At 44.1% G+C, this 17,825-nt stretch carries 20 protein-coding genes and 1 tRNA gene; 18 read left to right on the forward strand and 3 right to left on the reverse strand.

The features are described 5' to 3' along the window. Positions 1-84 precede the first annotated feature (84 nt). From hisB to tatC, 10 genes are all read left to right on the forward strand, one after another. Positions 85-672 (forward strand): imidazoleglycerol-phosphate dehydratase HisB, encoded by a 588-nt coding sequence (hisB, locus tag ICN14_RS07105; protein ID WP_216225752.1) that lies wholly within the window; start codon positions 85-87, stop codon positions 670-672. A 62-nt stretch (positions 673-734) separates the two neighbouring features. Further along, entirely contained in the window at positions 735-1,397 is a 663-nt protein-coding gene (gene hisH / locus ICN14_RS07110; RefSeq protein ID WP_216225753.1) for an imidazole glycerol phosphate synthase subunit HisH, read from the forward strand. A gap of 20 nt (positions 1,398-1,417) precedes the next feature. Further along, the gene (gene hisA / locus ICN14_RS07115) at positions 1,418-2,179 is read left to right on the forward strand and encodes a 1-(5-phosphoribosyl)-5-[(5-phosphoribosylamino)methylideneamino]imidazole-4-carboxamide isomerase (protein WP_216225754.1); all 762 of its coding nucleotides are present in this window, start codon (positions 1,418-1,420) and stop codon (positions 2,177-2,179) included. Between the two features lie 11 nt (positions 2,180-2,190). Then, positions 2,191-2,949: an imidazole glycerol phosphate synthase subunit HisF gene (gene hisF, locus ICN14_RS07120; RefSeq protein WP_015420288.1), complete on the forward strand. Its 759-nt coding sequence runs from the start codon at positions 2,191-2,193 to the stop codon at positions 2,947-2,949. Positions 2,950-2,989: 40 nt separating this feature from the next. Next, the gene (gene hisI, locus ICN14_RS07125; protein ID WP_216225755.1) at positions 2,990-3,394 is read left to right on the forward strand and encodes a phosphoribosyl-AMP cyclohydrolase; all 405 of its coding nucleotides are present in this window, start codon (positions 2,990-2,992) and stop codon (positions 3,392-3,394) included. 44 nt (positions 3,395-3,438) lie between these two features. Then, positions 3,439-3,840 (forward strand): phosphoribosyl-ATP diphosphatase, encoded by a 402-nt coding sequence (locus ICN14_RS07130; RefSeq protein WP_216225756.1) that lies wholly within the window; start codon positions 3,439-3,441, stop codon positions 3,838-3,840. A gap of 44 nt (positions 3,841-3,884) precedes the next feature. Then, positions 3,885-4,241, forward strand: coding sequence for an HIT domain-containing protein (locus ICN14_RS07135; protein ID WP_216225757.1), 357 nt, complete (start codon positions 3,885-3,887; stop codon positions 4,239-4,241). 15 nt (positions 4,242-4,256) lie between these two features. Further along, positions 4,257-4,490, forward strand: coding sequence for a Sec-independent protein translocase subunit TatA (gene tatA, locus ICN14_RS07140; RefSeq protein WP_216225758.1), 234 nt, complete (start codon positions 4,257-4,259; stop codon positions 4,488-4,490). A gap of 28 nt (positions 4,491-4,518) precedes the next feature. Continuing rightward, positions 4,519-4,995 carry a Sec-independent protein translocase protein TatB gene (tatB, locus tag ICN14_RS07145; protein WP_216178791.1) on the forward strand — a complete coding sequence of 159 codons (477 nt, stop codon included), beginning with the start codon at positions 4,519-4,521 and terminating at the stop codon, positions 4,993-4,995. Between the two features lie 28 nt (positions 4,996-5,023). Continuing rightward, on the forward strand, positions 5,024-5,812 hold the full coding sequence (gene tatC / locus ICN14_RS07150) for a twin-arginine translocase subunit TatC (protein ID WP_216225759.1): 789 nt from the start codon (positions 5,024-5,026) through the stop codon (positions 5,810-5,812). Between the two features lie 22 nt (positions 5,813-5,834). Here the strand turns inward: tatC and ICN14_RS07155 are convergent, their stop codons facing one another. Then, positions 5,835-7,295, reverse strand: a complete 1,461-nt coding sequence (locus tag ICN14_RS07155) for a tetratricopeptide repeat protein (protein ID WP_216225760.1) — start codon at positions 7,293-7,295, stop codon at positions 5,835-5,837. Positions 7,296-7,503: 208 nt separating this feature from the next. Between ICN14_RS07155 and ICN14_RS07160 the strand changes: the two genes are divergently transcribed. Next, positions 7,504-8,736: a porin gene (locus ICN14_RS07160; RefSeq protein WP_216225761.1), complete on the forward strand. Its 1,233-nt coding sequence runs from the start codon at positions 7,504-7,506 to the stop codon at positions 8,734-8,736. A 111-nt stretch (positions 8,737-8,847) separates the two neighbouring features. Here ICN14_RS07160 and ICN14_RS07165 read toward each other — a convergent pair whose 3' ends face one another. Both ICN14_RS07165 and mscL read right to left on the reverse strand, forming a co-directional pair. Further along, positions 8,848-11,010 (reverse strand): tetratricopeptide repeat protein, encoded by a 2,163-nt coding sequence (locus ICN14_RS07165; RefSeq protein WP_216225762.1) that lies wholly within the window; start codon positions 11,008-11,010, stop codon positions 8,848-8,850. A 138-nt stretch (positions 11,011-11,148) separates the two neighbouring features. Further along, complete coding sequence (mscL, locus tag ICN14_RS07170) at positions 11,149-11,580, reverse strand: large conductance mechanosensitive channel protein MscL (protein ID WP_216225763.1); 432 nt, start codon at positions 11,578-11,580, stop codon at positions 11,149-11,151. 137 nt (positions 11,581-11,717) lie between these two features. On the opposite strand from mscL, the gene petA reads away from it, so the two are divergent. The 7 genes from petA (at position 11,718) to ICN14_RS07205 (ending at position 17,715) form a co-directional block, all read left to right on the forward strand. After that, complete coding sequence (gene petA, locus ICN14_RS07175; RefSeq protein WP_216225764.1) at positions 11,718-12,320, forward strand: ubiquinol-cytochrome c reductase iron-sulfur subunit; 603 nt, start codon at positions 11,718-11,720, stop codon at positions 12,318-12,320. Positions 12,321-12,330: 10 nt separating this feature from the next. Beyond that, a complete protein-coding gene (locus ICN14_RS07180; RefSeq protein WP_216225765.1) occupies positions 12,331-13,731 on the forward strand; it encodes a cytochrome bc complex cytochrome b subunit in 1,401 nt (466 codons plus the stop codon). Between the two features lie 29 nt (positions 13,732-13,760). Continuing rightward, positions 13,761-14,534, forward strand: coding sequence for a cytochrome c1 (locus tag ICN14_RS07185; protein WP_370624682.1), 774 nt, complete (start codon positions 13,761-13,763; stop codon positions 14,532-14,534). Positions 14,535-14,613: 79 nt separating this feature from the next. Beyond that, positions 14,614-15,225 carry a glutathione S-transferase N-terminal domain-containing protein gene (locus ICN14_RS07190; RefSeq protein WP_216225766.1) on the forward strand — a complete coding sequence of 204 codons (612 nt, stop codon included), beginning with the start codon at positions 14,614-14,616 and terminating at the stop codon, positions 15,223-15,225. 31 nt (positions 15,226-15,256) lie between these two features. Continuing rightward, on the forward strand, positions 15,257-15,658 hold the full coding sequence (locus ICN14_RS07195) for a ClpXP protease specificity-enhancing factor (RefSeq protein WP_216225767.1): 402 nt from the start codon (positions 15,257-15,259) through the stop codon (positions 15,656-15,658). An 18-nt stretch (positions 15,659-15,676) separates the two neighbouring features. Next, positions 15,677-15,752, forward strand: a tRNA-Thr gene (locus ICN14_RS07200). 88 nt (positions 15,753-15,840) lie between these two features. Beyond that, the gene (locus tag ICN14_RS07205; protein WP_216225768.1) at positions 15,841-17,715 is read left to right on the forward strand and encodes a tetratricopeptide repeat protein; all 1,875 of its coding nucleotides are present in this window, start codon (positions 15,841-15,843) and stop codon (positions 17,713-17,715) included. The last annotated feature ends 110 nt before the right edge of the window (positions 17,716-17,825 follow it).

Genomic DNA, 17,825 nt, shown 5'->3' on the forward strand with positions numbered 1-17,825 from the left:
GCAATCAAAATCGGCATTTATATCTGTATTAGGAATGATATTATGAGGCTTCAATCAACACTTCGCCTCGCGGCGCACTGAAGCATGCGGCAAGCCGACGTTACCCGAAACACTTCGGAAACCAAAATTCAAATTGCCATCAATTTAGATGGCACAGGTAAAGCTGAGCTAGCCTCTGGCGTACCCTTCCTGGACCATATGTTGGATCAAATCGCCCGTCACGGCATGATTGACCTCAAAGTGGTTGCCACGGGCGATACCCATATTGATGACCACCATACCGTTGAGGATGTAGGTATCACCTTGGGTCAGGCATTTGCTAAGGCGGTTGGCGATAAAGCGGGTATTACTCGCTATGGCCACTCCTATGTTCCTTTGGATGAGACCCTTTCCCGTGTTGTAGTCGACTTTTCTGGTCGTCCAGGCTTGGAGTTCAATGTTCCATTTACCCGTGCACGCGTGGGTGACTTTGACGTGGATCTGAGCATCGAGTTCTTCCGTGGTTTTGTAAATCACGCTGGAGTAACTTTGCATATCGATAACTTACGTGGCATTAACGCTCATCACCAGATTGAAACCGTGTTCAAAGCCTTTGGCCGTGCATTGCGCATGGCTTTAGAGTTGGATCCACGCGCTTCCGGTGTTGTTCCTTCTACTAAGGGCAGCCTCTAATCTAGAGAATTTCTAGTGTCGAGTAGAAGACTGTCAATAAACTACAGAACATAGGCTAACAATTGGCGCAAACCATTGCGATCGTTGATTACGGAATGGGCAATCTCCGTTCTGTATATCAAGCCTTTCATCATGTGGCTCCCGATGCCAATGTAGTGATTGCACACACCCCTGAAGAAATCATCTCCGCAGAGCGCGTAGTGCTCCCGGGGCAAGGTGCGATGCCAGATTGCATGAAGCATCTCGAAGAGTCTGGCTTATTGGAGGCGCTGCTAGATGCAGTCAAAAATAAACCCCTTTTAGGTGTTTGTGTTGGTGAACAGATGCTCTTCGATCAAAGTGCTGAAGTGCGGGCAAATTTCAATACCGCTCGGACGCCTTGCTTGGGATTGATTCCTGGTGAAGTTCGGCGTTTTGAATTGGCTGGAAAATTACAGCCAGACGGTTCTGCGTTCAAAGTGCCGCATATGGGTTGGAACCAAGTGCGTCAGGATCGTCAGCACCCAATATGGGATGGCATTCCAGATTTGACCAGTTTTTATTTTGTACATAGCTACTATGTTGTGCCGCAGCGTAAAGACGATACTGCGGGCTCAACTGAATATGGCGATTGGTTTACTTCTGCTGTTGCAAGGGATAATATTTTTGCAACGCAATTTCATCCAGAAAAAAGTGCAGAATACGGACTAAAGCTCTACAAAAATTTTGTTTCTTGGCAACCCTAATACTTTTCTAACCTACCGCTATGCTGCTCATTCCCGCGATTGACTTAAAAGATGGTCACTGTGTTCGACTCGAGCAAGGTGATATGGATAAAGCCACTGTTTTTTCTGAAGATCCTGGCGCGATGGCGGCGCATTGGATTAGCAAGGGTGCTCGCCGTTTGCATCTTGTGGATTTGAACGGTGCCTTTGCCGGAAAACTGAAAAATGAATCTGCCATCAAATCTATTTTGAAAGCCGTAGGCGATGAGATTCCGGTTCAATTGGGTGGCGGTATCCGCGATCTCGAAACGATTGAACGTTTATTGGATGACGGCATTAGTACGGTGATTATTGGTACTGCCGCTGTGAAGAGTCCTGGCTTTGTACAAGATGCATGCACCGCATTCCCTGGCCATATTATGGTTGGTCTAGATGCGCGTGATGGCAAAGTAGCAACCGATGGTTGGAGCAAGATTACTGGTCATGAAGTGATCGATCTTGCTAAGAAATTTGAAGGCTATGGCGTTGAAGCAATTATTTATACCGACATTGGGCGCGATGGCATGATGAAGGGTATCAATATGGATGCCACAGTTAAATTGGCGCAAGCTATTCGGATTCCGGTGATTGCTAGTGGTGGCCTATCTAATAATCAAGATATTGAGGCCTTGTGTGAGGCTGAAGCTGAAGGCGTCATGGGTGTGATTGCAGGGCGCTCAATTTATGCCGGTGATTTAGATTTAACTACAGCGCAAAAATATGCCGATGAGTTAACTCTGAAGTTTGCCAAGAAAACTTTTTAGAGTGACCATCAGTGCTAACTAAGAGAATCATTCCCTGCCTGGATGTTACGGCAGGGCGCGTTGTTAAGGGCGTGAACTTTGTTGGTCTCCGTGATGCAGGCGATCCGGTTGAGATTGCAAAACGCTATGACACCCAAGGCGCTGATGAACTTACTTTCTTGGACATCACCGCAACCTCTGATGGGCGCGACTTGATTTTGCACATCATTGAAGATGTTGCTTCCCAAGTATTTATTCCTTTGACAGTTGGTGGTGGTGTGCGTGCGGTGGCGGATGTGCGTCGCTTACTCAATGCCGGTGCCGATAAGGTCAGCATGAACTCCTCTGCTGTAGCAAATCCAGATTTAGTTTCTGATGCTGCAGCTTATTACGGTTCGCAGTGCATCGTAGTTGCCATTGATGCTAAAAAAACTGAAGCTGGCAACTGGGAAGTATTTACGCATGGCGGTCGGACTGCGACTGGTATGGATGTAGTGGCATGGGCTTCTGAAGTTGCTAAACGTGGCGCTGGAGAAATCCTTCTGACGAGCATGAACCGTGATGGTAGTAAAGACGGTTTTGATCTTGAGTTAACTGCCGCTGTGAGTGATGCTGTGAGTGTGCCGGTGATTGCTTCTGGTGGCGTGGGTAATTTGCAGCACTTAGTCGATGGAATTACCAAAGGCCATGCCGATGCAGTGCTCGCTGCAAGTATTTTTCATTATGGTGAATACACTGTTGGCCAAGCAAAAGAATATATGGCAAGCCAAGGAATTCCTGTTCGTATTTGAGCGCAGATAGATCTACCGAGAGAATCATACGAAGATGACCATGATAAATACCTTTGCCCCAGTTGAGTCTTTAGAGGCTGGCGCATGGCTTGACGCTGTTACTTGGAATGACCAAGGTCTAGTTCCGGTGATTGCTCAGGAAGTGGGCAGTAAAGATATTCTGATGATGGCCTGGATGAATCGTGATGCGCTATTGGCGACCTTGCGTTTGGGCGAAGCGGTGTATTGGACTCGTTCTAGACAAAAGCTGTGGCACAAGGGTGAAGAATCTGGCCATACCCAAAAAGTAAAAGAAATCCGCCTTGACTGTGATGGCGATACGATTTTGCTCATAGTTGAGCAAAAGGATGGTATTGCTTGCCATACCGGTGAGCACAGCTGCTTCTTTCTGCGCTGGGATTCCGGTAAATCTGCCTGGGTAGATGAGTCCAAGGCTCATAAATAAGACCCCCTTAGTCTTCCCGGCAATAAAAGACATAAAATCGCTTTATGACTAGTCCAGCACAAACCCCCTCTAATTTAGACTCCGCTTTGGCTCATTTGGCTGATGTGGTGGATCAGCGACGCGATGCATTTATGACTGGTCAAGCAGATCCGAAGACCTCATATACCGCTTTGCTTTTCTCTAAGGGCGATGATGGGATCCTCAAGAAGATGGGCGAAGAGGCTACTGAGGCAGTGATGGCAGCTAAGGATGCGCGTCATTCCAATCTGGCCCCCGAGCAGCAAAAGCTCCTAGTAGGCGAGATGGCCGACCTTTGGTTTCATTGTCTGATTGCCTTGTCGCAGTTTGGTTTGCGCCCAGAGGATGTAGTGGCTGAGCTCAATCGTCGCTTGGGCACTTCGGGTATCGAAGAGAAGGCAGCTAGAAAAGCTGCTGGCCAAGAGTAAATAGATAAAAACTCGATTAATTCATCAAAACTAGAGGCGAAAGCGTGAGCCACGATCCTAATTGCTTGTTTTGTAAGATTGCTAAAGGTGAAATCCCCTCCCAGAAGGTGTATGAAGATGAGGAGATTTACGCTTTTAAAGATATCAATCCAGCTGCCCCCATCCATTTTTTGATGATTCCTAAAAAACATATCCCCATGCTGGAGTCTGTGGAAGTGGCAGATGCGCCATTGCTAGGTAGAATGATGGAATTAGCACCGCGTCTCGCCAAGGAACAGGGTTGCCGTCCTGGAAAAGATGGTGGCTTTAGATTGGTTGTGAACAATGGTGCGGATGGTGGGCAAGAGGTTTATCACCTGCACTTGCATGTGATGGGCGGTCCGCGCCCCTGGAAAAAATAGTCCAAGGAGATAAAAATGGGTTCATTTAGCATTTGGCATTGGTTAATTGTTTTAGTAATCGTGATGTTGGTATTTGGTACCAAGAAATTACGCAATATCGGCACGGATTTAGGTGGCGCTGTTAAAGGCTTCAAAGACGGCATGAAGACATCTGAAGAGTCACAAGATAAAGCCAAAGAGCAAATTCAGAGCGCTGAAGCATCAACAGAAAAGACTGTCGATGTTCAAGCAAAAGACATCAATAAATAATTATTGATGGGAATAATGCGCAGCTGCAATGATTGATCTCGGAGTTTCAAAGCTTGCACTCATTGCAGTAGTTGCATTGGTGGTGGTTGGTCCCGAGCGCCTTCCTAAGGTGGCTCGGATGGCGGGTAATTTATTCGGACGTGCGCAGCGCTATATGGCGGATGTGAAGTCTGAGGTTAGTCGCCAGATGGAAGTGGAAGAGTTCAAGAAACTTCGCGAAGAGAGTGCTTCGGTTTTCAAGGAAGTAGAAAGTAGTATTCAGTCTACCGTCAACGAAGCGAATGCAAATCTTAGCGATCAAGCTGATATCTTTGAAAATAATTTCACAAGAGCGCCCCTTGATGAAAAAGAAGTATTTCGTAAGTCTATGCGTCAGGGTCGCAAGAGTTGGGGTGTTAGGCGTGCAGCAAGACCTGTATGGTTTAAACATTCCACTGGTATGCGCACAAGAGTTCAGTCTGGCGCTGCACGTATGAAGCGTTTTCATCACAGTGCTGGTAAGTAAGTCCAAAGAAAAGTAAAAACCTCTCACAATGACTCAAAATAATTCAACTGAAGATTCAGGTTTGCAAGAATCTTTCTTGTCTCATTTATTTGAGTTGCGTGATCGCATTATTAAAGCAGCATTGGCAATCATTGTTGTATTTGTTTGTCTCGTCTATTGGGCGCCTGATATTTTTCATTTGTTTGCGCAACCGCTTCTTCAGGCTTTGCCTGCAGGTGGAAAGATGATCGTCACTGATGTGACAGGTTCATTCTTTGTACCTATGAAAGTCACCATGCTGGTAGCGTTTTTAATTGCCCTGCCAGTAGTGATGTATCAGTTATGGGCATTCATTGCCCCTGGGCTCTATCAGCATGAGCGCAAGTTGATAGTGCCTTTGGTTATCAGTAGCTATAGCTTGTTTATTTTTGGGATGGCTTTCGCATACTTCTTAGTCTTCCCAACGGTATTTAAATTTATGGCTAGCTATAACGCACCTCTTGGCGCGGAGATGTCTACGGATATCGATAACTATCTTAGTTTTGCGATGACAACCTTTTTAGCTTTCGGCATCACCTTTGAGGTGCCAGTAGTTGTAGTGGTATTGGTTCGCATGGGAATGGTTCCTCTAGCCAAGCTCAGAGAGATTCGCCCTTATGTGATTGTTGGTGCATTTGTTATTTCAGCAATCGTTACTCCACCGGATGTCTTATCTCAGCTTCTGTTGGCTGTGCCAATGACTTTGCTCTATGAGTTAGGGCTTTTGGTAGCGCGCTTGTATGTTCCAAAACCTGCTGTTGACGACGATGCAGTGGATACAAGCAGTGCGGCCACTTAATCTTTTATAAGCCCTCTGTAGACTACGCTGTCTCTGCAGTTACTGGACTCTTAGTGAAGTTGCTAGTAAGCCAAGCTGTAACGCGATCAAACCGATAGCGTCTTTGCCTTAAATTTCCCTCTATCTCAGATTCTGCGCTCGCAAATGCTTTGCCAGCAGCTAATAGAGTGCGACGCTGTTGAATGGTGTCTATCTGAATCAGTCTTGGCAGAATCTTTGGCAGCTCCCAACGAATATCCACTACAACGCAGTGCTCATGCTGTAGTTGGCCCACTTCACAGAGAAGTAATTCTGCTTTGCTGAGATTAAATTGATTGGCAATGATGAGGCGATGGCACATTAAGAGCCACTCCTCATCAAGTTTATATTCGGCATGGTGATCAAGGGCCCTCTCTGCGTAGAGAGCTAGCTCATACCAATCATTCATCTTGGGGTTTGGCGTGCTTTCTAGAATTTTCCCCAACAACTCTTTTGCTTCAGCAACACCTTGTTGGTGTGCTTGCCAAACCCAATAAGAAGCTTGCAGGCCGCGCACCTTCTCTTCACTCTTTTCGCGTTTGCGCCACAAGTTCGCCCCTTTACGAAACTGCGCTTGTGCATGCCCTAAGTCAGCAGCTCTATCAAAGCAGCGATCACTCTCTGCGGCGTTATAGCCGGAGAACTGGGGTCGACGATAAATCTCGCCCAGCGCAAACCAAGCATCTCGATCACCATCTTTAGCAGCAAGCTCTAACCAGTAGGCTGCTTTTTTTAATGAAGCGTTGGACTTACTGGTCTCGCTACTTACCCCATCAAACTGGGCGAGTCTTAGTCCGAGTGTGAGTTTGGCAACTGTAAGGCCTAACTCCGCCGCCTGTATTAGCGCGCTTTCATTGTTGTTGGTGAGCCAAGAATCCCAGAGCGAGGACAACGCTTCATTCTTTGGCTGTAACTTAATTAAGAGATCTTTGGCGGGGGTCGTAAATATGGATTCAGATTCTGCAAGTTCTATTAAGTAATGCTTAGCCTTCGTCTCTAATGAAGAAAAGTCTGTGCGTAGATCTTGTTTAGAGATCCATTCAGGCAAGGTAGTCTGTAGCTCAGATCTAGATGGATTTAATAAAAGATCAATTAACTGCCATCTAGCCGCATAACTTGTTTCTGTATTTGCTTCAGCAATACGCCAAAAGGATTCCCAGCCAAACTTAAACGCAGGAGAGTTAAAAGTTTCCGCCAGGGGGATTGTGGCGATTTGCTCGAATACCCCTTGAAGTTCAGGGACCCCAATAACGTCTGGTGATATTTCAGCCTCACTAGAGGGGTTGTTGCTAAGCAGCTGATTTGTAATGGAAAAATAGGATTTTTCTAGCCAAATCAAGGCGTTAGAGGGCTGAATTGGGGTATTAAAAGACCCGCTGAGATAAGCGGAGGCTAGTTGTTGTTGCGCAGAAACATCACCCAAGCGGGCGGAACGGAGGATTTTTAAGAATTCGCGACTTGCCATATGACAATTTTGACATCTAAGGCCTCAAAATACCCGAAAAGGTTGCCCTTGTTGCCGTGATACAACAAAGAAAGCCAAAAAACTGCCTTTTGACAAGCAAAAAGAACTCCTAAATGCACTGACCCCCAGTCTAGTGGGGCAAAACAAGCAAAATTCGTAGGTCCCAGTTTTATTTGGGCATTACTTTCAATTTATGGAGATTTAAAGAATGAAAAAATCGCTATTCGCAGTTGCTGCAGTAACAGCATTTGCTGGTGCAGCTCAAGCTCAGTCATCAGTGACTGTTTATGGTTTATTGGACGTTGGTTTTGTTGGCAGCACTTCAAGAACAACAGCAGCAAATGTACAAACTAAGCAAACTGGTAACTCATTTACTAACAGTGCTGAATCTACAAGCCGTTTGGGTTTCAAAGGCGTTGAAGATCTTGGCGGCGGCATGTCTGCATTTTTTACTGTTGAGACTGGTTTAACACCAGCTGGCACTAACGCATCACCTTTTAACAACCGTCAGAGCTTTGCTGGTTTGAAAAAGAATGGCGTTGGCCAAGTTGCATTCGGTACACAGTACACTCCAATTCACGCTGCAGGCGCTTTGACTGACCCAGGTCAGCAAAACAACATGATTGGTAACGTATTTTATGCTACCAACACTAACGGCGTAGGTAATACTACTCAGGCAGCTGGTGTTGCAACAGGCTTGAACCAAACTACTGACGCTTACACTGTTCGTACAGCTAACACATTGAAACTTGAGAGCGCTACTTTCGCTGGTTTCAATGCTACTGCTATTTACACATTGAATAACCAGAACACAACCCAGACTGCTTCTTACAGCACTTCTACTGGTTCTACTGCTGGCGGTAATAACAATAATAGCGGTTGGGGTCTAGGTGTTAACTACACATGGCAAAAATTATTGGTAACAGCAAACTACCAATCATTCAAGTCACAAAACCCTTATGGAACCGTTGCTGCTACTAATGCTCTTCCAGCAGGAACTACCCCATCACCAGCAATCTATGGCACAACAGGTGGCTCTAACGTTAACGATAATCAAGCATATGTTGCAGCTACCTATGACTTCGGTATCTTGAAGGCTTACGCTCAGTGGGTAAACCGTAAGGTAACTTCTACTGTTAACACCGGCTACTACGCTAGCCGTAGCGCACAACAGTTAGGTGTTCGTAGCTACATCACACCAACAATCGAAGCTTGGGCAAGTGCTGGTAATGGCCGTATCGATTCATTCGGTGCAGGTTCACCAACAGCTAACCTCGTAGCATGGCAGTTGGGTTCTAACTATTACCTCAGCAAGCGCACAAACTTGTACGCGATCTATGGTCAAGCACAAACTTCAAACGTAGTTGTAACTGGTACTAACGCAGGAAACCTATCTGCTAATGCTAATAACTACGCTGTTGGCGTGCGTCACACTTTCTAATTTAATGCTAGCGTAAGCTAGTTGATAATTGGTCTTGTAACAAATTAACCCACTGTGGAAACACAGTGGGTTTTTTCTTTCATATCAAGGAGCCAGGAATGCTCTGTTTATTCAGCGTGATAATGCAATACTCTGGTTGCAAGAACAGATTAAAAATTCTTCAAGGGCTTTAATAGGCGCTAAATCGCAATATAGCTTCTGGCGATTACCTTTAATTTGCTCGGTGATAAGTGTTCGATACTGTTTGTCTTGAGTGAGCTTCACGGCTTGATTGATATAGTCATCATCCGTTTTGGCAACAAGATCTAACATTCCAAGTTGCTCCAATATCCCGCTAGCTAGCCGACCCCTCATAAACTTGCCCTTTTTGGTCACAACGGGGAGAGCGCACTCAATGGCTTGAATAGAAGTATTAAAGCCTGAGAAGCCAATCGTGTCCAAAAATACATCGGCTTGGTTCATGAGGCCGTAAAAATTAGCGGTTGTCAAAAGAGGGATAAAAATTACATGATGATTGAAATCAAGATTGCTTTCATGAAATAAATCAGAAAGTCGCTTCTTTAGTAGATCAATGGGCGTGTCAGGAAAGTTAAAAAATATTAGCTGGCAGTGAGGTATTTTTTTAACAATATCAACTAAGATCCAATCATTACTTGGGTTGTATTTATAGGGCGTACCTGGACAAAGCAGAATTGGGCGGTTAACGTTAATTCCTAGCGATGCAAGATCAGGTAAATTAATAGCGCCAACATAAGGCTCGTAATAGCAGCCTAGATTTGGAAGTGATATTAGTTTTTCACGGTAGTATTTTTGTGAATCCTTGTCTTCAAATTGCTCTGCAGAAAGATAGTAATCTAGCGTTGGTAGTCCAGATGTCTCTGGGTGCCCCCAAGAACAAATCTGTACTGGCGCTATGCGCACACTAGCAAGCTGGCAAGTGAGACGATCCATACCTATTTCTGGGTAAATAATGGCATCTAATTGTTTTTCTTGAATACAGGATATCCATTTTTCTATTGAATATTTCCCTTGAGTAAAGCTGGTGGCGGATGTTTTTGCAATTTCAGTTTCGCCATCAAATTTTTCCCCCAAATGAAATATATGCACCTCAAACAAGGTCGGATCAAGCTTGGTTACCCATCCTTTTAAAATGGCATTCCAGACAGAGTGCTGATGAATATAGCCACTCACAAACCCAATTTTCATTTTTGCGCGCGCTGCAACTGCAGTACTGGGAGTCAGTATTGGCTGCAAATCTTTCATGAGCTTGTGACATATATTCCCGTAACGTGATAGAAGTTTTGAATTGTCCTCATTTTGGTAGGCAAGAAAAAAAAGCTGATGACCGCCGACAACCTTGTAACCATTTTTAATCGTGGTGACATTGATCCAGTCCTCAAGCTCACTCAGCATGGTGCTGAATAATTCTCTTGAGGCCGCTAGCTCCTCGATGGTTGAATAAATTTTTGGAATTCTTGAAAGCGCTAAGGCATATCTAGCCTCTAAAGAGGATGGATCTATCTTTAGTGCCGCACCATAACAGCGAGATGAATTAATTGAATCATTAAGTTCATCATAATTATCGCCATTATTGATATGAGCCTCAACAAAATCAGGCTGCAGGCTAATAGCTTGATCAAAGTATTTGATGGCTAATTTAAAGTCCTTCAGAGATTGGAATAGCGTGCCGCAATTGAAATAGGCCTCGGCGTAATCGGGCGCAATTTCTAATGCTTTTTTATAACTACGTAGGGCATCATCATGCATTCCAAGCTCTTGTAGTGCATTGCCGCGATTATTGAAGGCTTCTGCATATTGCGGGGAAAAACTGATGGCTTTGTCATAATTTATGACGGCATTTTTGTAATCAGTTAGCTCTTGATACGTATTGGCAAGATTGAAATAGGCTTCAGGGTATCGGGGAGAAAGTTGCGAGCTAGTTTGAAAGTCCTTTAAGGCATCACTAAAGCTTCCAGCTTTGTATAGAGCCAACCCCCTGTTTAAGTAAACATACTCATTGCTTTGGTTAATTTCAATTGCTTGAGTGAAAAGTTTAATAGCAGATTGAAAATCATTTTTTTGAATCTTCAAAATACCTAAGAAGTGAAGGGGTTCAAAAAACTCAGGGTTAATTTTAAGCGCTGCAAGGTATTGAGTTTCGGCTTGAGAAAGCTCCCCTGATTGGTGCAGGCGAAAACCATTCTCCAAAAAAGTGTTTGCTGTAGATATCAGTTGCGAGGATGGCTTGGATTGAAAATCATTCTTGTTGGGCATTGGTTACTCAGTAGACTTCTTTATATTTATTAAAACTAATTAACCTAATTAATGAGGCAGTTAAAAAGAGCTGAGATTTTCATCCAAGAGACGGCTATATTTTTTAGAAAACAGCAACCATTTACTCGGCAACTTCATTCAAGTGTTCTTATTTTTTAGACTATCACGAATCTCGCGCAACAAAATAGTGTCCTCTGGTTCTGGGGGTGCTGGTGGAATATCCATCAGGCGAATCTTATTCACTACTTTGACCATTTGGAAAATCACAAAAGCCAAAAGGATGAAGTTGATCGAGATGGTAATGAAGTTTCCGTAAGCAAAAATTGGCACCCCGGCCTTTTTTAGGGCATCAAAGGTGTGCGGAACGTTTTCTGGGATTTTTCCAAGCACGACAAAGAGGTTAGTAAAGTCGATATGACCCCCCAAAAGGGTTGAAATCACAGGCATGACGATGTCATTGACCAGGGAATCAACGATTTTCCCGAAAGCCCCGCCAATGATCACACCCACCGCTAAATCGATCACATTACCCTTAACTGCAAAGTCCCGAAACTCCTTTAAAACGCTCATAAATGCCTTCCTTTTGATTTAGATGCAGATTATCCCGAGATTAACCCCATAACTTACTTGCATACCCTACTTTTTACTTTAAAATCTTACCTTTAAGCAATTTCCACCCATAAATGCTCTTCCGAGGAATTTTGTAAATGAGTGACAAGCCCTGTATGGACAAGGATCGTCGTAATTGGTTGATCGCTACTTCAGCTGTTGGCGGCGTTGGCGCAGCCGCAGCCCTTTACCCTTTTGTGGACAGTTTTGAGCCTTCTGAGCGCGCTAAGGCCGCTGGGGCAGCTGTTGAGATCGATATCTCTGGCATGCAGCCAGACGAAATGCGCATGGTTGAATGGCGCGGTAAGCCAGTTTGGGTAGTGCGTCGCACACCTGAGCAAGTTGCCGAGCTCTCAAAAATTGATTCTGAGCTCGCAGACCCTGATTCTTTAAGGGATCCAGCCCAATTTACCCCTCCTTACGCTCAGAATCAATGGCGTTCAATTAAGCCAGAATACCTGGTTGTAGTAGGCATTTGCACCCATTTAGGCTGCTCTCCTACGGCTAAGTTTGAGGCCGGCCCTCAGCCTTCTTTGCCGAATACTTGGCCAGGCGGCTTCCTTTGCCCATGTCATGGCTCTACATTCGATATGGCAGGCCGTGTATTTAAGAACAAACCAGCTCCAGATAACCTTGAAGTGCCGCCACATATGTATTTGAGCGATACCAAGATTCTGGTTGGCGAAGATAAGAAGGCCTAAGGAGAGATAAATGGCATTTCATGAAAAAGTAGTCCCAGCGGACGCTCCTGTAGCTCAGAAGGTTATGGCATGGGTTGACTCACGTTTACCTGTTACAGAGGCCTTTAAAAGGCATATGAGTGAGTATTACGCACCTAAAAATCTGAACTTTTTCTATATCTTTGGCGCGTTAGCTATTGTTGTATTGGCAATTCAGATCATTACTGGAATTTTCTTGGTAATGAACTACAAGCCTGATGCTGCTAAGGCGTTTGAGTCTGTTGAGTACATCATGCGTGAAGTCCCTTGGGGCTGGTTGATTCGCTATATGCACTCCACCGGCGCCTCAATGTTCTTCGTAGTGGTTTACATGCACATGTTCCGTGGCTTGATTTATGGTTCTTACCGTAAGCCGCGTGAATTGATTTGGATTTTCGGTTGCGCCATTTTCTTGTGCTTGATGGGCGAGGCTTTCTTTGGCTACCTGCTCCCATGGGGCCAAATGTCCTACTGGGGTGCACAAGTCATTGTTAACTTATTCTCCGCCATTCCATTAATTGGCCCAGACCTGTCCTTATGGTTGCGTGGCGATTATGTGGTTGGTGATGCAACGCTAAATCGTTTCTTTGCATTCCATGTGATTGCTATTCCGTTGGTATTGATTGGTTTAGTTGCTGCGCACATTCTTGCATTGCATGAGGTGGGCTCAAACAATCCTGATGGCGTAGAAATTAAAGATACGCTTGATGCAAATGGGCATCCAGTAGATGGCATTCCATTCCATCCTTATTACAGCGTTCATGACGTGATGTACTTGGGTGGATTCTTAATGGTGTTTGCTTGCATCGTATTCTTCGCTCCAGAAATGGGCGGATACTTTTTAGAAGCCAATAACTTCATACCTGCGAATCCATTTGTTACGCCAACGCATATTGCACCGGTCTGGTATTTCACGCCGTTCTACTCTATGTTGCGCGCAACTACCTCAAACTTCTTACTTCCACTGTGGATTTTCTTGGCAGTGATTTTGGGAATGTTCGCACTCAAATCTAACAATATTAAAGTTAAGGGTGCATGTGCTGCAATTGCCTTGATTTTGGCTGCCGGCTTTTACGCATTTGATGCTAAGTTCTGGGGTGTCGTGATCATGGGTGGTTCTGTTGTGATCATGTTCTTCTTGCCTTGGTTGGATCACTCTCCGGTGAAATCCATTCGCTATCGCCCACAGTTCCATAAATATATTTATGGCGTGTTTGTGGTGAGCTTTGTGATTTTGGGTTACTTGGGTATTGAGCCGCCATCACCAGTATTTGAAAAGATTTCTCAGATTTGCACTATTTATTATCTGGGCTTCTTCTTGGCAATGCCGTTTTGGAGCAAGCTTGGTACATTCAAGCAAGTCCCAACTCGCGTTACTTTTAAGTCCCATTAATTCAGACACCCGAGAAATTAGGAACTAGTATGAAACGAATTCTGCAAACTTTGATGGGCGTCTGCCAAGCAACAGTTTTAGTTGCTGCCCTAGGTTTTGGCATTAGCGCCAATGCAAATGAAGGTGGCTTCCCATTGGACGCAGCGCCTAATCGCGTTAGCAATAATGCTTCCTTGCAAAACGGCGCTAAGTTATTTGTAAACTATTGCTTGAATTGCCATGCAGCTTCAAGCATGCGTTACAACCGCTTGCGTGACATTGGTTTGACCGATCAACAGATCAAAGATAACTTGATTTTGACTGACGCTAAAGTCGGCGATCTCATGACAATCTCGATGACTCCAAAAGAGGGCAAAGCATTCTTCGGAAAGACTCCTCCGGACCTGTCGGTTGAGGCACGTGCACGTGGAACGGATTGGCTCTATACCTACTTCCGCACTTTCTATAAAGACGATACAACTCAAACTGGTTGGAATAACTTGGTATACCCGAACGTTGGTATGCCACATGTTCTCTGGCAGTTACAAGGTGAGCGTGCTGCAAAGTTTGAAGAGCGTAAAGATCCGCATGACGAGAGTCGTACAGAAAAAGTATTCGTAGGTTTTGAGCAGTTGACGCCAGGCACTATGAAGTCACAAGAGTATGACGACAACATCGCCGATTTAGTTGCTTTCATGTCTTGGATGGCTGAGCCAGTTCAACTCGAGCGTAAGCGTCTTGGTGTTGTAGTGCTGATATTTTTAGCAATCTTTACATTGCTTGCATGGCGCTTGAACAAAGCTTATTGGAAAGATATCCACTAAGCCAAAGTAGTTAGGGATTTAAAGTCGCAGTTGTTTGTGCGTTTGTTGTATTGAAGTAGATATTTAAGGAAATAAATTTATGATGGTGTTGTACTCGGGCACAAACTGCCCATTCTCGCAACGCTGCCGTTTGGTGCTTTTCGAAAAAGGCATGGACTTTGAAATCCGCGATGTGGACTTGTTTAACAAGCCAGAAGACATCTCGGTGATGAATCCTTATGGCCAAGTTCCAATCTTGGTTGAGCGCGACTTGATTTTGTATGAGTCAAACATCATCAATGAATATATTGATGAGCGTTTCCCGCATCCACAATTGATGCCACCTGACCCTGTAGCACGCGCACGCGCACGTCTCTTCCTCTTCAACTTTGAGAAAGAGTTATTTGTGCATGTAGCTGCCCTTGAGAATGAAAAAGGCAAAGCTGCTGAGAAGTCTCATGAAAAAGCACGTTTAGCTATTCGTGATCGCTTGACTCAGTTGGCGCCGATCTTTGTGAAGAACAAGTACATGCTCGGTGAAGAGTTCTCCATGCTAGATGTTGCAATCGCTCCTTTGCTGTGGCGTTTAGAGCATTACGGTATTGACCTTTCTCGTAATGCGGCAGCCTTATTGAAGTACGCTGAGCGTATTTTCAGTAGACCTGCTTACATTGAGGCTTTGACACCTTCAGAAAAGGTAATGCGTCGCTAAGCGGCTCATTACCCATGCTGGCAAGATAAGCATGTCTGATATCCCAAGTAATAAACCCTACCTAATCCGTGCCCTACATCAGTGGTGCACGGATTTTGGTTTTACGCCCTTTATGGCTGTATTTGTAGACTCCACTGTTGAGGTGCCTATGGAGTTTGTGAAGAATGATGAGATTGTTCTTAATCTATCCCTTGAGGCCTGCCATCAGCTTAATTTAGATAATGATTGGATTAGCTTTCAGGCGAGATTTGGCGGCGTCCCAAGGAAAATCATGGTTCCAGTAAGTCATGTTCTGGCAATCTATGCCCGAGAAAATGGCCAAGGAATGTCATTTCCATTTGACCCTAATCAGGCTAATAAGGCCAGGGAAGTAGGCTTGGATGAGGCTGAAAAGCCAAAAACAAATAGACCTTCCTTAACGATTGTGAAATAGGATAAAATATTACTCGTTGCCCCTTTAGCTCATCTGGTAGAGCAACTGATTTGTAATCAGTAGGTGGTCTGTTCGAGTCGGACAAGGGGCACCAAAAATACTCAAAGGATTTACAGATCTGCGCTGTAAATCCTTTTTCATTTGTCTCGGTACCCTCCAATCAATCGAATAAAATCTTTTTTATGAATACGCAAATCGCTTATTTACTGGGGTTAGCATCAGACTACATTCAAAAAGGGGATACAAGTAGTGCAGATAGGTTATTGAAGCAAGCCCAGAAGATGTCCCCTAAGAACTCTGAAATATGCCGATTACTAGGCGTTACTAGTGCATTTAAGGGGGATCCAGAAGAAGCTCTTGGTTGGGTGGATAAGGCAATTAAGATTGATCCCAAAAATTGGTTGGCACATAGCAATAGGGGCAATATATTAAGCAGCCTAAGTCAAAAACAAGAGGCGATCAAAAGTTTTATAAAGGCAATCGGCCTTCAACCTAGTTATGCTGAGGCGCACAACAATATAGGTAATGTCCTCTTAGATCTTAATCGACCAGAGGAGGCGTTACGAAGTTATGAAAAGGCCATTCAGCTTCAGCCAAATTATGCGCAGGCCTATGATAATTTAGGGCATGTATTGGTAAAGATGAAACGCTTAGAAGAGGCTTTTTCAGCGTATGAGAAGGCAATACTATTTGATAGCGATAGCAGTAACATTCTCAGCTCCTATATAGACTGTAAGATGCAGTTGTGTGATTGGGGTGGGCTGGAAGAGCTGATTAAGCGGGTGCCCTACGTTAATCAAAATAAAAATACATTTAAATTTATGCCGTTTTACTTACTTTCTATTTCTGATAATCAACGCTTCATAAAGATGATTACAGAGGAGTATGTGCAAGCCCGTCATCCGGAAAAATTTACCTTAGGACGAATTTGTTACTCTGAGAATAAGGAAAAAATCCGACTCGGCTATTTCTCCCCCGACTTCCGAAATCATCCAGTCTCATATTTGATGGCGGGAGTACTCGAGTCTCATGATCGAGATAGATTTGAGTTAATTGGATTTTCAATGGGCACTCAGGCTGAAGATGCTATGTACAAAAGATTAGAGCCATGCTTTGATCAAATCATTGATATTTCTTTAAAAAGCGACTTGGAAGTGGCGCAGTTAGCAAGACAGCTTCAAATTGATATTGCAATCGATTTATGTGGCTTTACACAAGGCTGTCGCCCAGGTATTTTTGCCTATCGAGTAGCCCCCGTACAAATTGGGTACCTGGGCTATGTTGGAACCATGGGCGCCAACTATATGGACTACATTATCGCGGACCAAACGGTAATTCCTGCCAATCTGCAAGACTGCTACTCCGAAAAAGTTATCTACCTACCAAGTTTTCAGGCAAATGATCGAAAAAGGGAAATTTCTGATAAGGAATTTACACGAGAAGAGTTGGGCTTGCCAAGCGAGGGATTCATTTTTTGCTGCTTTAACGCAAACTATAAAATAACCCTAAGCATTTTTAATAGTTGGGTAAAAATATTACATGCTGTTCAGGGAAGCGTTTTATTTTTATTTGTTGAGAACAAAACCGCTCAAAATAATTTATTAGACAAACTAGAGCTAAATGCACTAGATCGAGGTAGGATAATATTTGCTAACGCAGTACCCTATCCAGAATATTTAGCCCGCTATCGAGTAGCAGATCTGTTTCTCGATACGTCCCCATATAATGCGGGCACTACAGCAAGTGATGCTTTATGGGCTGGTTTACCAGTCCTCACTTTAGCTGGTGAATCATTCTCTTCTCGAATGGGCGCCAGTTTAGCAACTGCTATTGGATTGCCGGAATTAATCGCAACATCGCAAGAGGATTACGAGGCAATAGCAATTGATCTTGGTAAAAATCCAGATAAGATTGCCAGCATTAAAAAGAAATTAGCTGAAAATCGCTTAACAACAGCACTATTTGATACGCAGTTTTTTACGAATAATCTAGAATCTGCTTATGAAAAGGTCAATAAAAGATATCAAGACGGACTTCCTCCAGACCATATAAACTAATTTAATACTATTTACTTTCAAATATAGGTGCTGTTATAAAAATTCAATTTATTGTTGCTACAAGAGAAAGTGAGGAAAATTTTTGGTTGAAAACTGCGACCGGAAAATCT

The organism is Polynucleobacter sp. MG-27-Goln-C1 (assembly GCF_018881905.1).
Lineage (GTDB): Bacteria > Pseudomonadota > Gammaproteobacteria > Burkholderiales > Burkholderiaceae > Polynucleobacter.